The organism is Alphaproteobacteria bacterium GM7ARS4, from assembly GCA_014332745.1.
Lineage (GTDB): Bacteria > Pseudomonadota > Alphaproteobacteria > GM7ARS4 > GM7ARS4 > GM7ARS4.
Genome location: JACONL010000007.1, coordinates 38,275 through 63,598, shown reverse-complemented (window position 1 = coordinate 63,598; position 25,324 = coordinate 38,275). Strand labels below are relative to the sequence as shown.

Here is a 25,324-nt window from a genome sequence, read left to right as displayed (position 1 = left end):
GGGTGTGTTGTTTTTGTCAAGCTATGGAGATGATGGCAACATCATGCTATGATGACGAGGGATGAGCACATAAGGTAAGGGAGGACCAATGAGCGTGCGTATGATAAGCATGTGATAGACGATGGCAGGACATTCCAAATACAAGAACATCATGCATCGAAAGGGTGCGCAGGATAAGAAGAGGGCGGCGATGCATGGGCGTCTTATTCGTGAGATTGTTGTCGCGGTGCGTTCTGGTGGCGGTGATGTATCGGCAAATGCTCGTTTGCGCTTAGCGTTGTCTCGGGCACGAAGCGCTAATCTTGGCAAGGATGTTATCACGCGCGCTATCAGTCGTGCTGAGGGGGCATCATCAGCGCAAGACAACTATCAGGATGTGCTCTATGAAGCGTTTGGCCCCAGTGGGGTTGCCTTTGTCATTGAAGCACAGACCGATAATCGTCATCGAACGGCATCGGACATACGTGCTATTTTCCATAAGGGCGGGGGGCATCTCGCCGATGGCGGGAGTGTCATTCATGGTTTCGAGCATGAGGGGGTTATCGTGTTTCCTTCTCAGTCCATAGACGGAGAACGCTTGATGGAGGATGCCATCGATAAAGGGGCGTTGGATATCGAGGAGGAGGCACATCGGTATATTGTGCGTGTGGCGAAGGAGGCATTTCACACGATATATGGGCAATTAGAGGCAACGTATGGTGAGGCAGAGCATGCATGTTTGGTGTGGCGTCCGCTCTCTTTTGTCCCTGTGTCATCGACCGACCTTGCCATGAAAATACAGCTGTTAGAGGAGCAATTGGAGGACAATGAAGACATCAGTGCCTTTTTTGCTAACCATCGTTTTGACGGGGAGAGCTGATGACCCATGATAGGCTGACAAGGGGCTATGGTGTCTGTTGCTCTTGATACGTCTCGTCTTGAGTGTCGCGCTCTTAGGTGTCGCATTCTTGGCATTGACCCAGGCCTACGTCATAGTGGTTGGGGTGTCATCGATGATGTGCGCCATGCCATGGAGTACAGGGATGGTGGTATCATCACGCCGCCTGTGAAGGAGGATATTTCTGTGCGCCTCGCTTTTTTATATCGTCGCGTGGTGGAGATTATCCATGTATGGAAGCCTCATATGGTGGCGATGGAGGAGAGTTTTGTGAGGACGGACAATGCCAAGTCGTCTCTTCTTTTGGGGATGGCGCGTGGCGCGTTATTGGCGGCTGCGGGATGTGCCTGTGTCTCTGTGGCATGCTATGCGCCTAATACGATAAAGCGTAGCCTCACGAGTCATGGCCATGGCGATAAGGAACAGGTGATGAAGATGGTGATGATGGTGCTTCCTCGTGCCCCTAAGGGAAGAAAAGAGGATTTTTACGATGCTTTAGCGGTGGCTCTCTGTCATGCCCAGCATCATTCTGGTGGGCGCATGGGGAGGAATGTGTGATGATAGGACGCTTAACGGGGACGCTTTTTGTCGTTGAGGATGAGGATGTCATCCTCGATGTGGGGGGGGTGGGTTATCAACTGCGTGTGACGGAGCGTGTGCGTCGTGTGGCGATGGGCGTGCCTGATGGTGTTGAGAATGTCACGATTTTTGTGGAGACCATGAGTCGCGATGATACGTTTGTTCTTTATGGTTTTGCTTCTTATCATGAGAGGGTGTTATTTCGTCTTGTCCGCTCTGTTCATGGCGTGAGTGGGACGTTGGCGATGCGTGTTGTATCATTGCTTGGCGAGGAGGCTCTTATTGATGGGGTATGTCGTCAGGATAAGAGCATTTTTCGGCGTGTGCATGGTATCGGTGACAAGGTTGCCAATCGCCTATGCCATGAGTTAAAAGGGAAGGTAGAGTCCTTAGTCGGTGCTGATGTTCTGGCCTCTGGTGTAGGGCGTGCGTGGTCTTCTATGGAGGAGGATGCTTTTTCTGCCCTTGTCCATTTAGGGTATAGGCGGGACGATGCGCGCAGGGCGGTAGAGAAGGTGAGAGGGGAGGAGACGGTCTCGATGATGGTCAAAAGTGCCTTGAGGGTCTTAGACGCATGACAAAGCTGACGACAGAGGTGACAAGGGGGGCGGCGACAGCCTCGTCCCGTATTGTTTCTCGCCATGTGGGTGAGGGGCGAGAGCGTCTGTTGGAAGAGCAAGAGAAAGCCTTGCGTCCTCGTCTCTTTGACGAATTCATCGGACAAGACGCTATCAAGAAGAATTTGCATGTGTTTATCCATGCGGCGAAGAAACGCCACGAGGCGTTAGACCATGTGTTGTTGTGTGGTCCTCCTGGGCTTGGCAAGACGACATTAGCGCGTCTCATCGCCTCCCATGCTGGCGTTGGTTTTCGTCAGACATCGGGCGCGGTTCTATTGAGGGGCGGTGATTTGGCGGCCTTGTTGACGAGTTTGGAGGCTTGTGATGTGTTATTCATCGATGAAATTCATCGCTTGTCGCCCTCTGTGGAGGAGATTCTTTACCCAGCGATGGAGGATGGTCAGTTAGACATTATGCTTGGGGCTGGTGTCTCGGCGCGTAGTGTGCGTGTGGATTTGAATCCGTTTACGTTGGTTGGCGCGACCACGCGTTCGGGGTTGATTACGCGCCCTTTGCGTGAGCGTTTTGGCATTCCTCTGCATTTGCAATTTTACGACTCAGACTCTTTAGAGCGTTTGTTGACTCGTTATGCCATGCGTTGTGGCATAACATTGGGCGATGGCACGGCTTATGAGATCGCCTCTCGTTCTCGTATGACGCCACGGGTGGCGTTGCGTCTTTTGCGCCGTGTTCGTGATTTTTCTGATATGGAGGGTGAAGGGGTTATAAGTAAGACGGTGGCACAACGTGCGCTGGCGTCTATGGGGATTGATGGTGTGGGCCTTGACGGCATGGATAAGCGTTATTTGCTTTGTTTGGCTGACAATTATGGCGGTGGTCCTGCTGGTGTGGAGGCTTTGGCGGCGGTGCTGTCGGAGCAAAGGGATGTGGTTGAAGATGTCATCGAGTCTTTCTTGATACAGAAAGGGTTCGTTCAGCGCACCAAACGTGGTCGGCTCTTGACACGGCAAGGCTGGCATGTGTTGGGGAAAACGTCTCCTGAGCGGGGTGATACACAAGAAGCCTTTTTGTCATAGGAGGCGCAAGGACTATGCATCATACGATAGGGACAAGACGATAACGATGATATGAGAGGGCATGATGATGGGTAAGAGACAGGGGATGTATGCGCCAACGGGTGTGATGGATGGAAAGTGCCATGTCTTTCCTTTGCGTGTCTATTACGAGGATACGGATGCGGGTGGTGTTATGTATTATGCGCGGTATTTCTATTTTGCCGAGCGCGCCCGTAGTGAGTTTTTGCGATGCTGCTCCGTTGCTGAGGACATGCATGGGGTGGCGAGGCATGAGGGTTGCGTCTTTGTGGTGGTGCATGTGTGCGCTGATTACCGCATGCCGGCCATGTTGCATGATTGTGTCATGATGGAGACGTCACTCTGTGGCGTGAAGCGCGCCTCTTTTGAGATGCGACAGATATTGAGGCGAGAGGAGGATATGCTCTTTGATGCGCGGGTCAAGTTGGCGTGTGTTTCAGCCGAGTCTATGGATGTCAAGGCCCTCCCAGAGAAGATGTTCTCTGTGCTATCAAGGATGGTGTCGCCATGAAGGAGGTATCGATGTTGGGATGGGGGGATTTATGGCTCAATGCCCATGGCGGCGTCCATATTATCAGTGTTTTCTTTTTTCTTCTGTCCATATGGTTATGGTGGGTTCTTCTTGATAAAGGCATTACACTATGGCGTGTGTTGCGTCTCCATGAAGGATTCGAGCGGGGCTTTTGGGATTGTGTCTCTTTGGAGGATTATTATGAAGCCACGAAGGAGCAGGCGTCATATCCTACAAAGGATCTTTTCATGTTGGGGATGCATGAGTATCGTCTGATCATAGAGTCGGATTTGCGTGCCCATGGGGAGGGTTGGCATGGCTATTTAAGCAAGCTCATGGGGATTGAACTGAATCGGTTATTTTTTTCGTTGGATAAGCGTATAGGGTGGCTTGCTACATGCGCATCCGCATCGCCATCGTTGGGTTTATTGGCGGGTTTGTGGAGGATGTTGGAGGCCTTTCGAGAGGAGAAATCCCTACAAGCCGTGGGCTTTGAGTCGCAATGGGCGGAGGTGGCGTTGATGGAGGCATTGATGGTGATGGTCATGGGCTTAGGGCTTGGGTTGATGGCGTTGCTTGGCTATAACGGCGTGGCGAGTGTGTTGCGTCATTTGTATGGGCGTTTAGAGAATTTTATCGAGCATCTGAGCATGATGCTGGCGCGTCGCCTCAATGACAAAAAGTGAAGGGAGAGCATAGACGATGATGACTGTCAGAGAGGCGCGCCACACACGCCACAAGCGCTACCCCTTGTTTTATCAAGGCGACAACACATCTTTATTGTGGATGTTAGGGCTGTGGGCTAGTCTCTTGGCGTCGTCCTTTGCGCTGTCCGAGCGCGTCTTATGGCAGACGACTCCATCGGCAGAATTGGCGGTGGCGGCACAGCATTTAGATATTGCGTTGGATGAGAAGGGGATTATCCATATTGATGGTGTTGCTAAAGATGTGCGTTTGTTTCGTCAGGAATTAGAGCATTATCGGGAGGAAGGGTCGTCAGAGATGTTGGTGCGTCTCTTTGCCTACCCGCAACAGGATTATGGGCGTATCATGCAGATATTGGGATTGATTAAGGAGGCGGGATTTCGTCGTATGGTGTTGGTCTCACTCTATGGCGAAGGAGATACGAGAGAATGAGACAGGCGGGATTACTCTCTTTCCTCTTCCATGGGATGTTTCTTGTGTCATTTTTTTGGGCGTCATCCATAGGGCATGAGACTGAATTGCCTGAGAGTTACGAGGAGATTGTTGTTGATATTGGTTATGGTCCGGGGGTTGGTTTGCGAGAGCAGAGGGGTGAGGATGAGATGGTTTTAGGCTCTGTTCATATTCCGCCCTATGTTCCTCGTCCCAGTCAGCCGCCAAAAGTGCTTTTTCGTCATACGGATGTTCCTCCGCGTCCCGTGCGTCCTTATGCCGAACGTATCTATCCTCGAGATTTAATCGCCTTTGACAATGGCTTGATTATTGGCAACTATCAGACCATACAGAGACATTTTCAGGATTGCTGGCGTCAGCCCACATTGTTAGATTTTTCTGATGGCGACATCGTCATTGGTGTCAGGCTTCGTATCAATAAGGAGGGACATATTGTTGGCAGTGTTTTCGAAGGAAAGGAGAGGATCGATGAAAGCCCATCTTACTATAGAGTGTATGAGAGTATTCTTCATGCCATCAAACATCCCCTATGTCGTAAGATTCACTTTAAGGAGGAGGACTATCCTTTATGGCAGGAAATAGATATCGAGTTTTCGGCGCGCAATATGCGCGGAGAGTAAAGGCGTGGTGCGCGCACAGCTGGAGTCGAGGCCTTTTTGTGGCGCTTTGTGTCTTGGGCACTCTTCATGACGCGACCCATAAGGGGGGCTATGCTGAGACGATACCTGTGGTGGCGGGTGCGGCGCGCCAATCGGTGGCGCTTGTTTTGTCTTATGGTGGCACTGAGGATGAAGAGGATGGTGAAGGGGCGATGATTGCTCTTGGTAACATTGTCGTCAAGAATATGGGCTTGGATGGCAGGTTGGATGTCAGGATTTTTTATCGAAGCCTTCGGGACGTGCCAGATTATGGCTGGTGGCGTGAGAACGACATAGACATCGTCATGCATGGTGCTATGCATGCCCACCATGGGCGCCTCACGTTATCCCTTCGCTTTTGGGATGTGGACACAGAGCGTTATTTAGGAGGAAATCGGTATCAAGCGCGTCGCTATGCGCTCTCTAAATTGGCGCATTTTGTGAGCGATGACCTTTATCACATGGCGTTGGGACGTAAGAGCGATTTTCCGACACGCATAGCGTATATTGCTGAATTTGGAGCAGGGAGGACAGGGGAGATCAGGCGGTGGCTGGCGGTGATGGATGTCAATGGTGGCAATCATCGTTTCATTGCGCGCTGGCACGATAACACGTCTTTCCCTCTTTTTTTAGGCGATAGTGAGGAGCTTCTCTATGTCCTTGCTCAGGGTCATTCGATGCGCTTTTTTGTCTTCGACCTCTCGACGGGGCGTCATGAGTATATTGATATGGTGGAAGGACGTCACGCCCCCTTCATATGGGTGGACTCCCATACGTCACTGGTGATGGGTGCTATGGTTGATGGGAAGGAGGACATTATGATGTTTCATCTCAAGACGGGACAGCGTATGGCTTTGACGGATGATACGGCGACTGATTGGTCGCCTACGTTATACGGGCGTGGCGACAGAGTCGCTTTTTTATCGGATAGGGGCGGTGTGACGGCGTTGTATACGGTGCCTCTTCCAGAGGCGTGGCGTGATGGTGCGCAAGACCCGCAAGACAACATCGTTCCCTTACCTCACCAGCCCGTTCGTCCTTATGATATGATTGTCCATGCTCCCCATCGTGATGGTTTTTTTGCCTTTTATCGTCATATGGGTTCTGATGGGGCGGGTGCTGAGGGAACGGGTACTGAGGGAGAGATGGGGACGTTTGATAGCATGACGGGGAAGGAGACCATTGTGCTACGAGGTGATATAGCGCCCCACATAGGGTGGGCGCCCAGCGGTTGTTGCTTGCTCTATGCCGAGAGGGGTGAGTTGCAGCAGGGACAACAACGTAAGATGTATCGTTTGAAGGTGCTTGATATTGACACCCAGCAAGGGTTTCCTTTGACGATTCCTTTTCATGGGCGCTATGCCGTGTGGTCGCCTTTCATGACGCTCGAGTGACATGTAGAGTGACATGTAAAGTGATATGGGAAGAGAGCGTCCTAGCATTTCTATGCGTTGTATTTTATGGTATGGGTGTATCGGTCACGGGGCCGTAGCTCAGTTGGGAGAGCGCGTCGTTCGCAATGACGAGGTCAGGGGTTCGACTCCCCTCGGCTCCACGCCGTGGTTGTCCTGCCGTAAGCCCTTCCTCAAGCCCTTCCGTAAACCATGTCCATAGCCCCTTTCGTCTTTATGACGCACTCGAGATGACGGATGGTTGATGGCTCTTGTGATACGTCTTTTGTCAATGGAGGGTGAGGGGTTACCTCAGTGTGGCTTATCTTTGTTGCTTGCCGTCCATCGTCGAAGGCGTGAGCATTACCCCCATCTTTGTGCGAGCACGGCATCGAGTGGGGAAAGTGGGCGCTATAGCATTTTATTCGCTTGCCCTCGTTCTGAGATTATCTTCCATCGAGGACGTGGCATTTCTCATGATGGTGTTGTTGTGAGGGAAGACAATTTTTTAGCCTATGTCGTCCAGCAATGGCGTTTGGAGCGTGACATATGGGCGGCCTATGGGGCCTATGGCGAGAGGGCGTGCGCTGGAGCAGAGATTCCGTTTCGTGGTGGGTGGTTTGTCTATGTGGGGTATGAATTAATAGAACAATGGGAGCGTCATCTGATTCTTCCTTCGCCTCCTCAATCATTGCCTGATGCGTGTGCGACCCGCTGTGCGGCGGCTCTTATTTACGACCATCAGCGCCATCGATTGTGGGCGATGCATGAGGGCGGTGAGGACGCTGCCATGTCTGTGGCGCAGATGGAGGAGGATGTGCGGGCTTGTGCTTGTGCGAGGACAGGGGGGGAGCGCGAGCAGTCTATGCCGTTACCTTCCATCCATATGCGAGAAGACGAGGAGGCCTTGTATATGCGGGCATTCAAGCGGTGCATCGAGTATATTTATGCGGGGGATGTCTTTCAGGTGAATTTATCGCGTCTGTGGCGTGGCCTATGTCATGAGGATATGACAGCGGCGGACATATTCGAGCGTTTAGCGCGCCATAATCCCGCCCCTTTCGCGGCATTAGCGACATGGTGTCATCAAGGGGAGCAGGAGAAGGCGGGAGATGGAGCGCGGATACAGGCGGTTATTAGTTCTTCCCCCGAGCGTCTTGTGCGGGTGGATAGGCATGGGGTCATAGAGACTCGTCCTATCGCTGGCACACGTCCACGTCTCAACAGGGATATGGATAGGGAAAAGAAGGAAGAACTTCTCGCCCATCCCAAAGAGAGAGCAGAGCATATCATGCTGGTGGATTTAGAACGCAACGACCTCTCGAAGATATGTCGTGCGGGGAGTGTGTCTGTGGATGAAATGATGATTGTCGAATCTTATGCGCATGTCCACCATATTGTGTCGAATGTGCGAGGTGTTCTGTCAGCACAGGCGTCGGTAGCGCATGTTTTAGAGGCATTATTTCCGGGTGGCACGATAACAGGCTGTCCCAAATTGCGTTGTATGGAGATATTGGCTGAGTTAGAGCATGGCGGTCGTGGTCCCTATACAGGTTCATTGGGGTATGTGAATCATGATGGTAGCCTTGACATGAACATTTTGATTAGGACGATTGTTTGTGATGGCAGGGAGCTGACGTTTCGTGCGGGTGGTGGCATTGTTGCTGAGTCCGTTGCCGAGCAAGAGCTTGAAGAAACGCGGGCAAAAGCGCGTGGCATGGTCAATGCCGTAGCGGGATAGGCGACAGGGTAGGCATATGACGGCAAATGTTTTGGTCAATGGCGGGCAATCTGTGGATGAGTCGCTCTTATGGGACAGAGGGCTTGCCTATGGCGATGGTGTGTTCGAGACAGCTGTGGCCTATAAGGGGAGGATTGCCTTTTTCGAGAGGCACTGGCAACGTTTTCTGTCGGGATGTGAGCGATTGGCGTTACCCCTCTTAGCGCGTTCATGTCTCGAGGAGGACATAGCGCGCCTTCTTGTTGGCAGGGATGGGGAGCGTCATATCATTAAGTGGATGTATACCCGTGGCAGTGGTGGTCGAGGCTACAAGCCGCCGCCCCTTGTCACCCCACGGCGTATCGTCATGGTGACGCCTTATGACTCGGGATATTATCGCGGGCTTGCTGAGGCTGGTGTCCATGTGCGCTATGGTCATGGATGTTTGGCGCGTCACGCCCGTTTAGCAGGGATTAAGCATATGAGTCGTTTAGAGCAGGTCTTGGCGCGCCAAGAATGGTGTGACGAGTCTATCTATGACAGCCTTCTTTTTGATGGGGAAGGCATGTTGGTGGAAGCCGTCATGTGCAATGTATTTTTACGTTGGTGCGGGACGTGGTATACGCCCCTCCTCCATCATTGTGGCGTCAAAGGTGTGATGAGGGATGTTGCCATCGCCTTGGCGCGGGATATGGGGGTGGTTGTGAGGCAAGAGGAGAGCATGCGAGGGCGCGTGGAAGAGAGCGAGGAGATGTTTCTCACCAATGCTGTCATAGGGATTGTGCCAGTCGTTCGTTGCGGGGACAAGGCGCTCTCCATTGGTGAGACGACGCGTCTCTTACAAGGGGCGTTAGCGCAAGAGTTTTCTTGATTTTCACGAAAAGCCCATCTAGAATAGGTGTGTGCGGGGACGGGAGATGGGGTGGGTTTGGTGATATTTTGTATGAGGATGTGTAACATGATGACACGATTCAGAGAGCCTTTATTGATTTTTTCGGGGTTAGGGTCGGTATATGGCATGGGCGTTCGTTTCACGGATGTGCTCTTGCGTATTGTGGCGGGAGGCTTTCTTATCCCCCATGGGATAAAAAAGATAGGAGGCACGGATAGATTTGCGGCGTGGTTGGGGGGCTCGTTAGGCATGCCTGTGCCTGAGCTCTTGGCGTGGCTTGTCGTGCTTGTTGAGGTCGTTTTTGGTGCGTGTATTGTCATTGGTTTATGGACGCGTGCGGCGGCGCTAGGCGCGATTGCTCTCATGGCGGGCATTGTTGGCTTTGTTCATTGGGAGAAGGGATTTTTCATAACGAGCAATGGCTATGAATATAGTCTTATGTGGCTTATCGTTTTGCTGTCCGTGTTTTTCAAGGGGAGCGGCGCGTATTCTGTGGATGCCATGATAGGCAAGCAATTTTAGAGTGGCACATTATCGATAAGGCGTGTTGTGCCGAGCCATGCGGCGGCAAGTAATCGGCAGTCTTTGTGGCGTGTTGTCGTTGGGGTGAGGGTGCGTCCATCACAGAGGTCGATATAGTCGATGGGGTCGAAGCCGTGGGTGCGGAGCTGTTGTTGGGCGTGTGTTATGCACTTGGTGATGTCCTGTCCTTGTTGGATGGCGCGTTGTGTCGTGAGGAGGGTTTTATAGAGGAGGGGGGCGCGTGCGCGTTGCGTGTCGTCCAGATAGGCGTTGCGTGACGAGAAGGCGAGTCCGTCATCATGGCGATAAGTGGGGACGGGAAGAATGGTGATAGGCATGTGCATATCTTTGACGAGTTGTTGGATAAGGCGGAGCTGTTGGTAGTCTTTTTCGCCAAAGACGCCAATATCAGGCTTGACGAGCATCAAGAGGCGAGCGACAACGGTGAGCACAGCGGGGAAGTGGTGTGGCCGATAGCGTGCGCAGAAATGGCGTGTGTGCGTGGGCATGGTGATGGATGTGGCAAAATCTTGAGGATATATGAGGTCTGTGGGGGGCATGAAGAGGGCGTCGATGGCTTGTGCTTTGGCACAAGCGATGTCTTGTTCTGGCGTGTGTGGGTATTGGCGCAAATCTTCATGGGGGGCGAATTGGGTGGGATTGAGGAAGATGCTCACGATACGTTTATGGGCGTGAGAACGTGCGACATGCATAAGATGGCCATGGGCGTCGTGGAGGGCGCCTAAGGTCGGGATAAGGGCGATGGTGTGTTGTTGTTGTCGCCATAGGGCGCATGTGCGTTCGAGGTCATGGAGGGTGCGTATGATAAGCATAGGATGGCGCTGGTGTTTTGGTCTCTATGTTTTTGGGTGAGGCGGCGCGTTGCGGTCGTAGCAGTGTTTTTTTTCTGGAAATTGTCGATGGCGCACATCATGGGCATATTGGCGCACAGCTTGGTCGATGCTATCGCTTATCTGGGCGTAGTGACGCACAAATTGGGGTGAGAAAGCGCGATAGAGTCCTATCATATCCTCTGTGACGAGGATTTGCCCGTCGCAATGGTATGATGCCCCAATACCGATGGTGGGGATGGTGAGGCGTTCTGTCACATGGTGGGCGATATGTTCGAAGCAGCTTTCGATGACGACAGCGAAGGCGCCGGCTTTTTCTACGGCGATGGCGTCATCGATAATTTTTTTCTCTTCGCTGGCGTTGCGTCCTTGCACGCGATAGTCTTGGGGATGAGAGACATATTGTGGCATGAGGCCGATATGTCCCATCACGGGGATATGATGGGCGCACAGGAGGGCGATGGTCTCAGTTGCCTCAGCGCCGCCTTCAATTTTGACGGCGCATGCGTGTGTTTCATGGAGAAGGCGTTGTGCGTCATTGAGGCAGTGTTGTGGCGTTGATTGACATGAGGAGGCTGGCATATCGATAATGACGCATGCGTGGGTGCTGGCGCGCATCACCGCTTGGCCGTGGGCGCTCATCATGTCTATGGTGACGTGGTGGGTTGAGTCCATGCCATAGAGGGTCATGCCTAAGGAGTCGCCTACAAGGATGACGTCACAATGGGGGTCGATGATATGGGCGATTGGGTATGTGGCAGCCGTCAAGCAGACGAGAGGCGGTTTTTTTCCACCCTTTTTATGCTGTTGCAGCTGTGCTATGGTGATACGTTGCGGGGATGATGGTGTTGTCATGGTGGATATGACAGGGGCGGATATGACGGGTCGTATGAATGGGGGTGTGACGTGAGACAGGAGAGACAGAGTGATGTGGTGTGGACGGCCTATTATGCGTTTTACCATTGTTCTTGCTATGGCGGGTCTATTTTATGGCTGTGAGGGTTTGGAGGCACAGCATGGTGAGTCTTTGAGTGGTGACTCGCCTGAGGGCGGGCGTCTGTTTCGCCATGATGTGGAGTCGGTCTATGGTCGTCAATGGATGGTATCGACGGCGAATCCTCTGGCGACTCATGCGGCATGGGCGGCTCTTGACAAGGGTGCTAGCGCCATCGATGGCGCGATTATTGCTCAGATGGTGCTGAATGTCGTAGAACCGCAATCATCGGGGATAGGGGGAAGTGGCTTTCTTCTTTATTACGAGAAGGCATCGAACAGCCTGTTTGTCTATGATGGGCGAGAGGAAGCGCCAGACGCCATGCCGCAGGATGCCTTTTTGGATGACACAGGCACAGCCTTAGGGTTTATGGAAGCGAGTTCCAGCGGTATGGCGGTAGGTGTGCCGGGGTTATTGGCGATGCTTGAGCATGCCCATGAGAGGCATGGCGCATGGGCGTGGCAACGTTTGTTTGATGACGCCATAGATAAGGCGCAGAATGGTTTTGCCATATCCCCGCGTCTCCATAACGCCATCAAGAGCAATCCGTGGCTCCTTATCCAAGATGGTGAAGGGGGATTTTTTGATGATGAAGGACAGCCTCTTGCCATCGGGAGCGTCTATAAGAATGCGCCATTAGCGCACACCTTGCGCGCCATTAGGGAGAGGGGACGTGCAGCTTTCTATGAAGGGGAGCGGGCGCGCGCCATTGTGGCGGCCATTCAAGAGTCGCCTCACAATGTGCCAGCGGGACGAGGTGTCATGACGTTATCGGACCTCTCTTCTTACGATGTGAAAGTGAGAGCGCCATTATGTCGCCCCTATGGCGCATGGCGTGTGTGTTCTCTCATGCCTCCCAGTTCTGGCGGTGTGGCGATAGCGCAGATTTTAGCGTTGCTCGAACCATTTGCTGTGGGGCAGATGGATGATGTGACATATCTTCATATGCTGGCGGAAGCCATGCGCCTTGCCTATCGGGACAGAGCCAGATTTCTTGCCGATAGTGACATGGTGTCTGTTCCAGTAGAGGGACTCCTTGCCCCTTCTTACGTGGAGAGGCGTCGGGCGTTGATAGGCACAGAGAGAGCGCGCCCCTATGTAACCTTTGGCGCGCCCCATGACATCCCGAGCGCCATTGATAACAATGACGACATCCATGACGACACCCGTGATGGCAAGGACACACAGCCTGAGCGTGTGTCCACCACCCATATCAGCATCATCGATAGAGAAGGCAATGCCGTTGCCATGACGTCCAGTATTGGTCCTGCCTTTGGTTCTTCCTTGCGTGTGGATGGTTTCTATTTGAATGGCGAGCTCACGGATTTTGCTTTTATGCCTCATATGGCGCATGGTGATAAGTCGCATGTGAATCGGGCTGAGGGAGGAAAGCGTCCCCTCAGTTCTATGTCGCCGACCATTGTTTTTGATGACGAGGGTCGGGTGCGTCTTGTGTTGGGGTCAGCGGGCGGTGTCCATATCATTGCCTATGTGGTGCGGGTGCTGTTGGATGTGTTGGATAGAGGCATAGACATTCAGGATGCTTTATCTATGGGGCATTTTGTCAAAAAAGAGCATGGGGATCGTCTCTGGTTGGAGGAGGGTCGTCAGTTAGAGCGTTGGCAGTCTGTGCTTGAAGAGAAGGGGCATGGGCTGTCTTATCGTCCTATGAATAGCGGTGTGCATGCCATTTATGTCGATGATGATGGCGGATTATGGGGCGCTGTGGATCCGAGGCGTGAAGGGTTAGCGCGTGGTGATATGTCCGTGCGCTGTCTTGAGAAAGATGGTAAGGTCTGTTAGTCTTGTGATGTGTGAGGGGAGGGATATAGGGTGCACCCGTAGCTCAGCTGGATAGAGTGTCGCCCTCCGAAGGCGAAGGTCGCAGGTTCGATTCCTGTCGGGTGCGCGAGTCAGTTCATAGAGGAGAGAACAATGCCAAAATGTTCATGTCGATGGCGTCTTGTGAGTCGAGAGGGGGGTCTGGGGTTGGCGTTAGGGATATGTGTGGCGCTGTTGTCGGGGGGCGCTGAGGGCTATGGGGAAGAGACGCGCCTTAAGGTCTCTGTGCTCAGTAAGGGGGCGAAATTCATTGGCTCTTCTTTAGGGGGTGCGCGTGTCCTGTTGCGCGACAAGGAGACGGGTGAGATTCTTGCACAAGGTGTAACGAAGGGGACGACGGGGTCGACGGCGGGGATTATGTTGGATGATAGGGAGGCGGGGCGTCCTCTCTCTACTGCCGACTCTGCCCATTACAGCGTGACGTTGGATTTAGAGAAGCCGCGCCTTATCGAGTTTCAAGCCTATGGTCCTCTTGCGCAACGCCAAGCGGCGAATAGGGCGTCGATGACGCAATGGGTCGTGCCGGGCAAGCATATAGACGAAGGTGATGGCATGATGCTGGTGCTTGCTGGCATGGCGGTGGATATTGTCAGTCCTCTTGCCCATAGGCGTTTGGAACTGGCGGGCAAGGAGTCTTATGCCGTGCCTGTGGTGGCGAATGTCACCATGATGTGTGGTTGTCCTTTGACGCCAGATGGTCTTTGGCGCGCCGATGATTTCGTTGTGGAGGCGGTGCTTTCTGATAGTGATGACAAAGTGATTGCGCGTCAGCGTTTGCGCACCCATGACATTCCCAGCCGTTTTTCTACCCAATTCGACATATCCACCAAAGGATGGTATCAGCTCATGGTCTATGCCTATCAGGCAAGCACAGGCAATACGGGACTCGATAGGACGAGCTTCGCCATCACCCAATGACATATGTATTACCTTAGCACGAGGGGGGAGGATAACAGGGTCACCCTTGAGCATGTGTTGACACACGGGCTGGCGAGCGATGGCGGGCTCTACATGCCTGAGCGTCTTCCCCATTATACGATGGAGCAATGGGAGGCATGGCGTCACCTTCCCTACCCCGCCTTAGCCCATGTGTTAGGCGTCCCTTTCATAGGCGATAGCGTCTCTGAGGATGTCTATAGGACTCTGTGTGAGGAGGCATGGCATGCGTTTTCCCCTCCTCGTGCCCATGACCATGAGGCTGGTCGTATTCCCCTTGTGGCTTTGGAGGATGGCCTGCATGTGTTGGAGCTTTTTCATGGGCCCACATTGGCTTTTAAGGACTATGCCATGCAGCTGTTGGCGCGTCTTTTTTCCCATGTCGTGCAGAGGCAGAATCGCCACATGACGCTTTTAGGGGCGACATCGGGTGATACGGGATCAGCCGCCATCCATGCATGTCTTGGTCGTCACGGGATTCGCATATGTATTTTACATCCCCATAACAGAGTATCACCATGTCAGAGGCGACAGATGACGACGGTGAAAGCAGAGAATGTCCTCAACATCGCCATCGAGGGGAGTTTTGATGATTGCCAGCGCATTGTGAAGACATTGTTTTTAGACAACGAATTTGCCCGTCGTTTTTCTCTTGGCTCGGTGAATTCCGTCAATTGGGTGCGTATCATGGCGCAAATCCCTTATTATGCCCATGCCGTTCTTCGCATGAAGGATTGGCGCAAGGGTGTGATCGTCGTTGTGCCTACAGGGAATTTTGGCAATATCTTCGCTGGATTTTGCGCCTTGTGTATGGGGCTTCCCATACGTCGCCTTGTCATCGGGAGCAATCACAACGATGTGTTGGTGCGTGTCGTCGAGACGGGGATAGTATCCATTGGTGCGAGCAAGCCGAGCCTCAGTCCCAGCATGGATATACAGCTTCCCAGCAATCTTGAACGTTGGCTTTATAGGCAGACAGCGGGACATCACACCGAGAAAGCGAACGCTGTGACAGCCTCTATGCGTCTTCTTCAAGAATCGAGGCAATTGTCTCTTTCCTCCCCTATGCATGAGGCTATGGGCGCGGTTTTTTCCGCCACCCGTGTGGATGATGACGAGACGATGAAGACGATGGCGTGGCTATGGGAGACCTATGGCTATGTCTCTGACCCCCATACAGCGGTGGGGATTGCCGCCGCCAGAGCCTATCAAAAACGCTATGGCGCTGAGCCATATCCCATCGTCTGTTTGGCAACAGCCCATGCGGCAAAGTTTGCTGATAGCGTGAGTCGCGCCACAGGAGTCCCATGCCCGTCCCATCCCACCCTTGACGGGACGACATCAAAAGAGGAACATTACGACAGGCTTCCGCCTATCGTCGCGTCTGTAAAAAGCAGGATAGAGGAGCAATGGGGCTCTTGTGCAAAAAAACCATAAAAAAGCTTTGACATATGGCGTGTTTAGTTTGTAGCCTGATAGAAAATCAACCTAAAGTAGTAGGTTAGGAGGGAAGAACGATGGTGACGATAGTGAAAAAGACGCGTTTGCTGTTGTGTGGCGTGGACGAGCATGCGGACTCGGTGTATGACCACTACAGGGGCGTGTTATCGGGGGATGACAGGGTCGAGCTGGTCTCGAAGCGATGTCGCACCTTGTATGAGGGCAATGGCGTTGTGGATACGGCATCGGCGTATGATGGGGCGGTCTTTTGTGTTGGGCAGAACACGAGGGCGGGGGATGTCTATAGCGCTCTTCATGCCGTGCGTGTGCGTCATGGCAACGATATGGTGTGTTTGGTGGCGCGCGCTGGCGTGGACTCGTCTCAGGGCGACACCGATGCGGCGTGGGTGGAACATGGCTTTGACGGCGTCATGCGTGGGGTTCTTGATGCGGACGGGGTGTTAGACCGCCAGAGGTGTCTTGCGTTATTGCGCGATAGATGGCGGGGTTTGGGCAACAAGGAGTCGTCAGAGGGGCATGGCACTTTGTGTGGAGATAGGTGGGCGTTGGGGACGTCTCACGGCGAAGGAGCAGGATATTCTTGCTTTGCTCATGCGCCATCCAGATAGGGTCTTTCACAAGGATGCTATTCACAGGCATATTTATCCGCAGGGTCGCACCAAGACAGCGGCGCCAGATATAAGGATTATCGATGTTTATATCTGTAAGCTACGTGCGAAGATAGAGGCTCTCGGTGGGTATGGCGGGTATATCCAAACCATATGGGGCGGGGGCTATGTCCTATCGGCAACGGTTGTCCAGAGCAAGAAGGTCAAACGTTCCGATAGCGGACAGCGTGAACGGCATGTGGCGGATAAGCACTACATACGCGCTGTCTAGGCGCGCTATCTAGGCGTTGTGCTGTAGATGATGGACGTGGCAACAGGGGAGGCGCACAAGGAGCAGGAATGCTGGGCGCAAGGGGGCGCAAGGGGTGGGGGGGGCAAGGTTGTTGTCATTGGTGGCGGGATACAGGGTCTCGCATGTGGTTGGTCTTTGGCGCGCGCTGGTTTCCATGTGACGTTGTTTGAAGCCAAAACATGCGGGGCGGAGGCCAGTGGGGCAGCGGCGGGCATGTTGAGCGGACGCGCCGATAGCAAAGCCCATGACGATGGGGTATTGCGCGGGTTATGTTTGCTCGGTCAGCGTTTGTGGCGTGATTTTGCGCGCCATGTCCAAGAGGCCAGCGGTATCGATATCGATTACCGACAGGAAGGCACAATCCATCTTGCCTATGATAAGGACGAGCACCATGCTCTTGCGAGGCATATGGCAAGCCATATGGACGAGACATGTGACGAGGATGCGCGGCCCTACTGGCTCAGTCGGGAGCAGCTCACACAGCGAGAGCCTCACCTCACTGGCAATATCTTTTCGGCATTATATTATCCTGATGAACATAGTGTTGATAGTCGCCTTGTCATCAAGGCGTTGTGTAAAGCGCTGAGAGCATCTGGTGGTGTCATCCATGAGAAGGCGCATGTCTCGGCGGTGCTCACGGATAACGGGCGTGTCTCTGGTGTCATGAGCGCTGGCACGGCATGGGCATGCGACTATGTCATTGTGGCGGCGGGGGCGTGGAGCATGGATGTGGAGGGGATAAGGGGAGGGCATGGGCGAAGAGCGCAAGGCGCGGGTTTAGGTGTCGTCCGTCCTATCAAGGGACAGATGATAGCGTTACGTATGGAGGACTCCGCCTCTATCCGTCACCATGTGTGGATGTATACGAAGGCACAAGAATGGGGAGAGGGATGTTATCTTGTTCCCCGTCAGGATGGTCGTCTGTTGGTGGGGGCAACCATCGAGGATAGGGGCATGGATAGAGAGATGTATGCTGGTGCTGTTTCTTACCTGTTACGTGCTGCATGTCGTATGGTTCCCGCCGTTGAGCACATGGCCATCGAGTCGTTATGGACGGGCTTGCGTCCACAATCGTCGTCGTCTCTTCCGTGGATGGGACGTTTAGAGGGGAGTCCCCGTGGGGTTTTTTACGCGTGCGGGCATTATCGCCATGGCATTTTGCTTGCTCCTGTGACGGCATCGACGCTGCTTTGTGCCATAAGGGCAGAGAGGCAGACACATGATGCTTCTTCTGTCTCATCAAGGGCAGAGCTGTTATAATGGCGTGAGGGGGCATCTGTTATGGAGTGGACAATCGATGCAACTGATGGTCAATGGTGAGTCGTTTTCTTGGGATGGCGCATTGACGCTGGCGCGTTTATTGGCGTTATGGGGTGTTTCTCTCGAGCGCGCAGGGATTGCGGTGGCTGTGGATGGCACATTGGTGGTGCGTGAGGAGTGGAGCATGCGCCATCTTCGAGGGGGGGAGTGTGTGGAGATCATTACAGCAGTCCCCGGTGGATGATGGGCACTAAGACGGGGATGACACCATCCCATGACGGGTTGCAGCTGGCTGGTGAGACGTTGTCTAGTCGGCTATTGATGGGCAGTGGTCGCTATCCCAGCCTTGACGTCATGCTGGCGTGTTATGGGCGGGCCTGTCCCGCCTTTGTGACGGTGGCGATGCGTCGCTTAGGTCATCGTCAGAAGGCGGAGGATAGTTTTTTTCATGTGCTCAAGGGGCGCTATCGTTGCCTTCCTAACACGGCAGGCTGTTATACGGCGCGCGACGCCATATTGACGGCAGAACTGGCGCGGGAGGCATTGGCGACATCATGGATTAAGGTGGAAGTCATAGGCGACAGACAGACATTACTTCCCGATAGCGAGCAGCTGTTAGAGGCGGCGCGTGTTTTAGTCAAGCAAGGCTTTCATGTCATGCCGTATTGTAGCGATGATGTCATCTTGTGTCGTAAATTGGCGGATATGGGGTGTGTTGCTGTCATGCCACTGGCAGCGCCCATTGGCTCAGGGTTGGGTATACGCAATCCCCATAGGATCGAGCTGATATGCCACTATTGTCATGTGCCTGTCATTATCGATGCGGGTATTGGCACGGCGTCGGACGCTGTGCGCGCGATGGAGCTGGGATGTGATGGTGTCTTGGTGGATTCGGCTATTGCGGGTGCGCGTGTTCCCGAGCGTATGGCGATGGCGATGGCGGAAGCGGTGCGCGCAGGACGCCATGCCTATATGGCGGGGCGTATTGCCAAGCGTTACGATACCGCCATTGAGACGACATCCTTTCAAGGAATGATGACATCTCAGACACCCCATACATCTCAGGGGGAGGGGCAAGAAAAAACAACGATACCTTGACAGAACCATCCCATCCCTCTAAATAGCAAGGGGGCGAGGACATATGTTAAGAGGAAGAGAAAGTGGCGGCACTGTTTGCGATTGTTCGGCATGGGGGGCGTCAGTATCGGGTGAGAGACCAACGTTATATCTTGGTCGATAAGATGTCTGCCGATGTGGGTGAGGAAATTGCTATGCGTGACGTCTTGATGTTAGGGTCTGACGATGACAAGGCTATGCTCCGTGTGGGCGAGGATGTGGGGAAAGACACGTATGTATCGGCACGGGTGATAGAGCAAAGGCGCCTCCCTAAGATCATTGTTTTTAAGAAGAAGCGTCGCCAGAATTATCGCCGTAAGAAGGGCTTTCGCGCTGAGATGACGTTACTAAAGATTGAGTCCATTCTTCCAGATGGCAAGGGTGGGAAAATAAGTCATCCCTTATCGGCAAAGCCGTCATCGGACATCAAGAAGGAGTACACCCATGCGCAGTCGTCACAGCGACAAGGCGGGGTGGGACAGGCTATGAAAGAGGAGGATACACAGCATGGCGCATAAGAAGGCGGGTGGTAGTTCACGTAACGGGCGCGACACGGCGGGGCGTCGCCTTGGCGTTAAGCGTTTTGGTGGCGAGCATGTTTTGGCTGGCAACATTCTTGTCCGTCAGCGTGGCACGCGGTGGAAGGCTGGCGATAATGTGGGTGTCGGGCGCGACCACACCTTGTTTGCTCTCTGTGATGGCCAAGTGGCATTTCATAAGAAACGTCAGGCGCGGGTGCATGTCTCTGTCGTTCCGAGCATATCCTGAGCGACGTGGCGTTTGTTGATGAAGTCAAAATACACGTCAAGGCAGGTGACGGCGGTGATGGATGTGTCAGTTTCCGCCGAGAGAGGAACATTCCCTTTGGTGGGCCACAGGGAGGGAATGGGGGAAAGGGAGGCGATGTCGTTTTGGCGGTTGATGCGCGCGTCCATACCCTGTTAGATTTTCGCTATCGACAGCATTACAAGGCAGCGAGGGGCGGCGATGGGCGTGGCAGACGTTGCCATGGCCTGTCCTCTCCTCATGTTCTTGTGAAAGTGCCTTTGGGGTGCGTTGTCCTTGCTGAGGATAAGGAGACCATGCTTGCCGACATGGATGCCACAGGCAAGGAGATGACTCTCTGTCGGGGGGGACGTGGCGGGCTTGGCAATACATGCTTCAAGAGCTCGATAAATACAAGGCCGCGTATGGCGACTCAGGGTGAGGCAGGGGAAGAGCGCTGGGTGTGGTTGCGCCTCAAGTTATTTTGTGATGTTGGCTTGGTTGGCATGCCTAATGCGGGCAAATCAACCCTCCTGTCAAAGGTGAGCGCCGCGCGTCCCACCATCGGTGACTATCCTTTTACGACTCTTGCGCCGTCCCTAGGGGTGGTCGACCAGCATGACACGCGTTTTGTCATGGCCGATTTACCGGGGCTCATCGCCCATGCCCATAGGGGTGCAGGGCTAGGCATACGTTTTCTCAGCCATGTCGAACGGTGTCGCTGTCTTCTTCATGTCATTGATGCCACTGGCGACAATGTGGCAGCATGTTTTGACACACTCATACATGAATTGCGCTGTTATGGGCATGGCTTATTGGATAAGCACCATGTCGTTTGTCTCAGTAAAATCGATGCCATCGATACAGACCATGCGCGCATGCAGGTAAAAAAGATGACATCCCATCTTAAGACGCATGCCCGTAACATCCCTTTCCATGGGGATGTCGTTGCCATATCATCTCTGTCTGGCGCAGGCATCGATGATATGTTGACACGCCTTGCTCACCTTATGCGTTTCCACAGACACCCCCACGGGCACACTATGGAAGACACACCAGCCCCCGCACAGACATCCCCGCAGACTCTTACGTGGCATCCTCTCATGTCCGAAGAGTGAGGGGATGGAACAATGGCACGATTAAGCACAAGCAAACGTTTTGTTGTCAAAGTAGGCTCGCGTTTATTGGTGGAATCGACCGACTTGTCTACGAAAGAGGACTGGCTCCAGAATGTGGCAGAGGATATTGCCTTATGTCGACAGCATGGGCAGGATGTCATTGTCGTTTCATCGGGGGCTGTGGCGATGGGGCGGCGCGCCTTAGGGCATCGATGCCATGCTGTAAACCATGTAGCACAACAACAGGCAGCCGCCGCTGTGGGACAAGGCATGCTGTTATCGGCTTGGAATCATGCCCTTGCGCGCCATCATCTTCAGGTCGGTCAAGCGCTGTTGTCTTTGGAGGATATGGAGACAAAACAACGCGCCCTCAATGCCCGTGATACGTTTGACACGTTGCTTTCCTTTGGTGTTGTGCCTGTTATCAACGAAAATGACACCGTTGCCACAGATGAGATTCGCTTTGGCGACAATGACCGCCTTGCGGCGCGTGTTGCCCAATTGGTGGATGCGGATACGTTGGTCTTGTTATCGGATGTGGATGGTTTATATACCGCCAACCCACAACAGCATGCCCATGCGCGCCATATCCCGTTTATTGAGGAGATAACGCCTTCCATAGAAAAGATGGCAACATTATCTGCCCACCATGCGAGTACTGGTGGTATGGTAACGAAACTGATGGCGGCGCGTATTGCCATGCAAGCGGGATGTCGTGTTGTCATGGCAAGCGGTCACGAGGCGTATCCCTTACGCACGATCGATGATAAAAGTCGAAAAAAGACGTGGTTTTTACCTCAATAAAGACCTAAGGAGAGAGAGTCCCGTTTGCTGATCTATGGACATGGTGTGAGAATGATGGAAACAAGGGTGCTATGGTGTCGACGATAAGGCGTGAGGAGCATGCTTTGTGGGATGATGGCGGGGATATTGCCAGCAACGTCACGCGCCTTGCCTGTGAGGTGAAGGAGGCGTCGCAATCCCTTGCCTACGCCTCAGAAGAGAGTCGCAACAAGGCGCTACGTTGTGCTTCTCGCCAACTGCGTCAGAATAAAAAGGCGATATTGTCTGCCAACGAGCAAGATTGTGATATGGCGCGCCAGCATCTACCTCCCGCCTCGCCTTTACTCGACCGTTTGGCGTTGACGGAGGCGCGTATCGAGTCGATGGCGACGGGGTTAGAGAACATTGCCGATATTGACGACCCGCTAGGGCGTGTCTTGGCGTCATGGTCTTGTGCTGGCAACGGGTTGCGTATTAAACGCGTCTCTGTTCCCTTAGGTGTCATTGCCGTTATCTATGAGGCGCGTCCTAACGTGACGGCTGATGCGGCAGGCTTATGTATTAAATCAGGCAATGGGGCGCTCTTGCGCGCTGGGTCAGAGAGTTTACGTTCGTCCCTTGTCATCATGCAGTGCATGCAAGAGGGGTTGCGTGAGGCGGGGCTTCCTCCTCGCTGTGTTTGTCTCATTCCCCATAGATCTCGCGAGGCTGTGGGTGTGTTGTTGTCTTTACAGACGCTCATCGACATCATTGTTCCCAGAGGCGGCGCGTCTTTGATTAAGCGTGTGGAGGAAGAGAGCCGTATTCCCGTCATTCGTCATCTTCAGGGACTATGCCACAGCTATATTCACAGGCAGGCAGATAAAGACAAGGCGCGCGCCATTGTCTTCAATGCAAAAATGCGTAGACCCGGCATTTGTGGCGCTACCGAAACGCTCCTCATCGATAGAGATGTCATCGCGACACATCTTGCGGGATTGGTTGATGACTTACAGAAGGCGGGCTGTGTCCTGTGTGGCGATGAAGACATTGTCGCATGGGGTGAGGGCGCAGGCTATCCTATCACAAGGGCATCAGATGAAGATTGGGCAACGGAATATCTGGAGGCGCGCCTCTCCATGCGTGCCGTTGATGACATTCACGGGGCGATAGACCATATTCAACGCTATGGCTCTCACCATACGGAAGCTATCATCACTGAGGATAAAGAAGCAGTGCGTTTATTCATGGGGCGTGTCGATGCCGCCATTCTCATGCATAATACCTCGACCCAATTTGCCGATGGCGGTGAATTTGGCATGGGCGCTGAAATAGGCATCTCGACAAATAAACTCCATGCGAGGGGGCCCGTGGGCGCGCACCAATTGACGAGTTACAGCTATCACGTGGACTCCGATGGGTCGATTCGCCCTTGACAGGCTCTTCTTCACGGGCCTGTCCTCTCACCACACGCCATGATACCCATGAGTCTCAACCCTTTTCTCAGCCCCTCTGGCCTCTCCACAGCAAAACCAAGAATAGGGCTCTTAGGGGGCTCTTTTAATCCCCCTCACAAAGGCCATGTCCATATCAGCGTGCTTGCCTACAAATATCTTGCGTTGGACGAAGTATGGTGGCTTGTGACGCCTCATAATCCCCTCAAGCAAGAGATGAATAAGAGTTTGCGCGCCTATCAGCAACGTGTTGACAAGGCACGTCAGATAAGTCACACTTTCCCTATGATTAAGGTCAGCATGATAGAACATCAATGTCGCGCTCGTTCCACATACGAGCTGGTGACATTGCTCCAAAGATACCGCTGTTGGTGTCGATGCGCGTATGTCTTTATTATGGGCGCTGATGTTGTGCGTGATGTCCCGCTTTGGCACAAATGGTCTCTCTTGGTGCAGCGTGTGCCTCTCGCTATTTTCGATAGGCCCCCTTATACTTCATCGACCCTTAATGGACAATTTGCCCATCGCTATCGGCGCTATCGAAAGCCTGTGAGACAAGGACAACAATTGCTGGCGATGGGCCCTCCCTCTTGGATTTTCTTTCATACGGCTGGAAGGACGGACATCTCTTCTACCCATATACGAAGAGAACATCGGGCCTCTCATGAGTCTTCTCATGAGTTTTCTCAGGGGTCTTTTGACGCGCAGAAGGGTATACGTCCATGAGCGGTATGCGGGACGCCCATAGGGAGATAGTGCCATGTCGTGACAAGGTGCGCATGATAACGCGCCATCTCGACTCCTATAAGGCAGAGGATATTGTGACGATCCCTCTTCAAGGAAAATCTATTCTTGCCGACTATATGGTCATTGCCTCAGGCAATAATGCGCGTCATGTCAAAGCCCTTGCCGACAAACTCATCAGGCGCTTCAAGGGGAAAACGCCATCGCCTATCGCTATCGAGGGGATGGCGCGGGGTGATTGGGTGCTCCTCGATATGGGCGACATCATCGTCCATCTCTTCAAGCCAGAGGTGCGCCTTTTTTACAGATTGGAAAAATTATGGATGTCTCCCGCCCATAGGATGGCACAAAACGCCCAGACGAAGGCGACCACGACAGCAGAGCAAAAACAAAAACCGCTCTGACGCTTTCCCTCTCTTCACAGAGTGTTTTCCCATAGAAGACACGCATGCCATGCGCGCTGTGGCATGGTGTGACGCCCATTGGCGGCGATGGCTCTATGGTGCTTTATGGAAAAAAAGTTGTATTTTTTAGTCAAATCCTATACTATCCTATAATAACCCATGAAATATAGGACGATGCCTATTGTGGCACAACAGAGGTATAAGGATGGCGCTTTTTGTCTCACAGGTGGCGAACAAGTTAGATGCGAAATTCCGTGTTTCTGTGCCGTCATCATTTCGTAAGGCGGTTACGCACGATAAGGAGCATTTTCATGGTGTCATGGCATGGCCTGGGGTTGGTGAGGCTATGATAGAGGCGTGTGACCACAGGCGTATTGAGCGTATTGCTGAGAGTTTGGACGACATGACGCATTATCCTGAAGATGCCCATGTGCGTTTAGGTTTGGCGCGGGCGTCTTTGGCGGCGCTGAAGCCGCTCGCCTTTGATATTAATGGCAGGATTTTATTGCCTGAGGAATTTCGCCAGCATGCCAAGATTGTGGACGAGGTTCTGTTTGTAGGTGTTGGCACGACATTTCAGATGTGGCAGCCGACACGCTATCGTCTGTGGGAAGAGCGTTTGCGTTCTCAGGGGGAAAAGGAAGGCATTCATTTGCATATGCGTCCTTTGATGGGGGCGTTACAGCCGTCTGTCTCTCGTGAGGCGCATAGGCACAGGAATGGAGGTTCACATGGGTGAGACGACAAAAGCGTA

Annotated in this window: 29 protein-coding genes, 2 tRNA genes and 1 pseudogene; 30 read left to right on the top strand and 2 right to left on the bottom strand. The window is 53.2% G+C overall.

Annotated features, from left to right (window positions below):
• The first annotated feature begins 121 nt into the window (after positions 1-121).
• From GDA54_05590 to GDA54_05530, 13 genes and pseudogenes are all read left to right on the top strand, one after another.
• A pseudogene (locus GDA54_05590) lies at positions 122-859 on the top strand (YebC/PmpR family DNA-binding transcriptional regulator).
• Between the two features lie 27 nt (positions 860-886).
• Positions 887-1,435 carry a crossover junction endodeoxyribonuclease RuvC gene (gene ruvC, locus GDA54_05585; protein ID MBC6497772.1) on the top strand — a complete coding sequence of 183 codons (549 nt, stop codon included), beginning with the start codon at positions 887-889 and terminating at the stop codon, positions 1,433-1,435.
• Positions 1,435-2,034: a Holliday junction branch migration protein RuvA gene (locus GDA54_05580; GenBank protein MBC6497771.1), complete on the top strand. Its 600-nt coding sequence runs from the start codon at positions 1,435-1,437 to the stop codon at positions 2,032-2,034. The genes ruvC and GDA54_05580 overlap by 1 nt, the downstream gene beginning before the upstream one ends.
• On the top strand, positions 2,031-3,113 hold the full coding sequence (gene ruvB / locus GDA54_05575; protein MBC6497770.1) for a Holliday junction branch migration DNA helicase RuvB: 1,083 nt from the start codon (positions 2,031-2,033) through the stop codon (positions 3,111-3,113). Before GDA54_05580 ends, ruvB begins: the two co-directional genes overlap by 4 nt.
• 61 nt (positions 3,114-3,174) lie before the next feature.
• Positions 3,175-3,642, top strand: a complete 468-nt coding sequence (locus GDA54_05570) for a YbgC/FadM family acyl-CoA thioesterase (GenBank protein ID MBC6497769.1) — start codon at positions 3,175-3,177, stop codon at positions 3,640-3,642.
• Positions 3,639-4,328 carry a MotA/TolQ/ExbB proton channel family protein gene (locus GDA54_05565; protein ID MBC6497768.1) on the top strand — a complete coding sequence of 230 codons (690 nt, stop codon included), beginning with the start codon at positions 3,639-3,641 and terminating at the stop codon, positions 4,326-4,328. The genes GDA54_05570 and GDA54_05565 overlap by 4 nt, the downstream gene beginning before the upstream one ends.
• Positions 4,329-4,344: 16 nt before the next feature.
• Positions 4,345-4,779, top strand: a complete 435-nt coding sequence (locus GDA54_05560) for a hypothetical protein (protein ID MBC6497767.1) — start codon at positions 4,345-4,347, stop codon at positions 4,777-4,779.
• Positions 4,776-5,420 (top strand): hypothetical protein, encoded by a 645-nt coding sequence (locus GDA54_05555; protein ID MBC6497766.1) that lies wholly within the window; start codon positions 4,776-4,778, stop codon positions 5,418-5,420. Before GDA54_05560 ends, GDA54_05555 begins: the two co-directional genes overlap by 4 nt.
• Positions 5,369-6,832, top strand: a complete 1,464-nt coding sequence (locus tag GDA54_05550; protein ID MBC6497765.1) for a hypothetical protein — start codon at positions 5,369-5,371, stop codon at positions 6,830-6,832. The genes GDA54_05555 and GDA54_05550 overlap by 52 nt, the downstream gene beginning before the upstream one ends.
• 88 nt (positions 6,833-6,920) lie before the next feature.
• A tRNA-Ala gene (locus GDA54_05545) sits at positions 6,921-6,993 on the top strand.
• Between the two features lie 128 nt (positions 6,994-7,121).
• Positions 7,122-8,570 carry an aminodeoxychorismate synthase component I gene (locus GDA54_05540; GenBank protein MBC6497764.1) on the top strand — a complete coding sequence of 483 codons (1,449 nt, stop codon included), beginning with the start codon at positions 7,122-7,124 and terminating at the stop codon, positions 8,568-8,570.
• 16 nt (positions 8,571-8,586) lie between these two features.
• Positions 8,587-9,420: an aminodeoxychorismate lyase gene (gene pabC, locus GDA54_05535; GenBank protein ID MBC6497763.1), complete on the top strand. Its 834-nt coding sequence runs from the start codon at positions 8,587-8,589 to the stop codon at positions 9,418-9,420.
• Positions 9,421-9,507: 87 nt separating this feature from the next.
• The gene (locus GDA54_05530) at positions 9,508-9,963 is read left to right on the top strand and encodes a DoxX family protein (GenBank protein ID MBC6497762.1); all 456 of its coding nucleotides are present in this window, start codon (positions 9,508-9,510) and stop codon (positions 9,961-9,963) included.
• Here GDA54_05530 and GDA54_05525 read toward each other — a convergent pair.
• Positions 9,960-10,796, bottom strand: a complete 837-nt coding sequence (locus GDA54_05525) for a pantoate--beta-alanine ligase (protein ID MBC6497761.1) — start codon at positions 10,794-10,796, stop codon at positions 9,960-9,962. The genes GDA54_05530 and GDA54_05525 overlap by 4 nt on opposite strands.
• A gap of 24 nt (positions 10,797-10,820) precedes the next feature.
• The gene (panB, locus tag GDA54_05520) at positions 10,821-11,669 is read right to left on the bottom strand and encodes a 3-methyl-2-oxobutanoate hydroxymethyltransferase (GenBank protein ID MBC6497760.1); all 849 of its coding nucleotides are present in this window, start codon (positions 11,667-11,669) and stop codon (positions 10,821-10,823) included.
• Between the two features lie 70 nt (positions 11,670-11,739).
• On the opposite strand from panB, the gene ggt reads away from it, so the two are divergent.
• The 17 genes from ggt (at position 11,740) to GDA54_05435 (ending at position 25,309) form a co-directional block, all read left to right on the top strand.
• A complete protein-coding gene (gene ggt, locus GDA54_05515; protein ID MBC6497759.1) occupies positions 11,740-13,611 on the top strand; it encodes a gamma-glutamyltransferase in 1,872 nt (623 codons plus the stop codon).
• Between the two features lie 32 nt (positions 13,612-13,643).
• Positions 13,644-13,717 (top strand) — tRNA-Arg (locus tag GDA54_05510).
• A 26-nt stretch (positions 13,718-13,743) separates the two neighbouring features.
• Positions 13,744-14,568, top strand: a complete 825-nt coding sequence (locus GDA54_05505) for a hypothetical protein (GenBank protein ID MBC6497758.1) — start codon at positions 13,744-13,746, stop codon at positions 14,566-14,568.
• Positions 14,569-14,571: 3 nt separating this feature from the next.
• The gene (locus tag GDA54_05500) at positions 14,572-16,023 is read left to right on the top strand and encodes a threonine synthase (GenBank protein ID MBC6497757.1); all 1,452 of its coding nucleotides are present in this window, start codon (positions 14,572-14,574) and stop codon (positions 16,021-16,023) included.
• Positions 16,024-16,103: 80 nt separating this feature from the next.
• Entirely contained in the window at positions 16,104-16,655 is a 552-nt protein-coding gene (locus GDA54_05495) for a hypothetical protein (protein MBC6497756.1), read from the top strand.
• Complete coding sequence (locus GDA54_05490; protein ID MBC6497755.1) at positions 16,633-16,926, top strand: winged helix-turn-helix domain-containing protein; 294 nt, start codon at positions 16,633-16,635, stop codon at positions 16,924-16,926. The genes GDA54_05495 and GDA54_05490 overlap by 23 nt, the downstream gene beginning before the upstream one ends.
• Before the next feature lie 27 nt (positions 16,927-16,953).
• Entirely contained in the window at positions 16,954-18,207 is a 1,254-nt protein-coding gene (gene thiO / locus GDA54_05485) for a glycine oxidase ThiO (GenBank protein ID MBC6497754.1), read from the top strand.
• The gene (thiS, locus tag GDA54_05480; protein MBC6497753.1) at positions 18,167-18,451 is read left to right on the top strand and encodes a sulfur carrier protein ThiS; all 285 of its coding nucleotides are present in this window, start codon (positions 18,167-18,169) and stop codon (positions 18,449-18,451) included. Before thiO ends, thiS begins: the two co-directional genes overlap by 41 nt.
• Before the next feature lie 17 nt (positions 18,452-18,468).
• Positions 18,469-19,305: a thiazole synthase gene (locus GDA54_05475; protein MBC6497752.1), complete on the top strand. Its 837-nt coding sequence runs from the start codon at positions 18,469-18,471 to the stop codon at positions 19,303-19,305.
• Positions 19,306-19,367: 62 nt separating this feature from the next.
• Positions 19,368-19,841, top strand: a complete 474-nt coding sequence (gene rplU, locus GDA54_05470) for a 50S ribosomal protein L21 (protein MBC6497751.1) — start codon at positions 19,368-19,370, stop codon at positions 19,839-19,841.
• Positions 19,831-20,091 (top strand): 50S ribosomal protein L27, encoded by a 261-nt coding sequence (gene rpmA, locus GDA54_05465; GenBank protein ID MBC6497750.1) that lies wholly within the window; start codon positions 19,831-19,833, stop codon positions 20,089-20,091. The genes rplU and rpmA overlap by 11 nt, the downstream gene beginning before the upstream one ends.
• A 5-nt stretch (positions 20,092-20,096) precedes the next feature.
• Entirely contained in the window at positions 20,097-21,206 is a 1,110-nt protein-coding gene (obgE, locus tag GDA54_05460; GenBank protein ID MBC6497749.1) for a GTPase ObgE, read from the top strand.
• 12 nt (positions 21,207-21,218) lie between these two features.
• A complete protein-coding gene (gene proB, locus GDA54_05455) occupies positions 21,219-22,010 on the top strand; it encodes a glutamate 5-kinase (protein ID MBC6497748.1) in 792 nt (263 codons plus the stop codon).
• 71 nt (positions 22,011-22,081) lie between these two features.
• Positions 22,082-23,404, top strand: coding sequence for a glutamate-5-semialdehyde dehydrogenase (locus GDA54_05450; protein ID MBC6497747.1), 1,323 nt, complete (start codon positions 22,082-22,084; stop codon positions 23,402-23,404).
• Positions 23,405-23,452: 48 nt separating this feature from the next.
• Complete coding sequence (locus GDA54_05445; GenBank protein ID MBC6497746.1) at positions 23,453-24,148, top strand: nicotinic acid mononucleotide adenylyltransferase; 696 nt, start codon at positions 23,453-23,455, stop codon at positions 24,146-24,148.
• 5 nt (positions 24,149-24,153) lie between these two features.
• Entirely contained in the window at positions 24,154-24,570 is a 417-nt protein-coding gene (rsfS, locus tag GDA54_05440; GenBank protein ID MBC6497745.1) for a ribosome silencing factor, read from the top strand.
• Positions 24,571-24,775: 205 nt separating this feature from the next.
• Positions 24,776-25,309, top strand: a complete 534-nt coding sequence (locus GDA54_05435; GenBank protein ID MBC6497744.1) for a division/cell wall cluster transcriptional repressor MraZ — start codon at positions 24,776-24,778, stop codon at positions 25,307-25,309.
• The last annotated feature ends 15 nt before the right edge of the window (positions 25,310-25,324 follow it).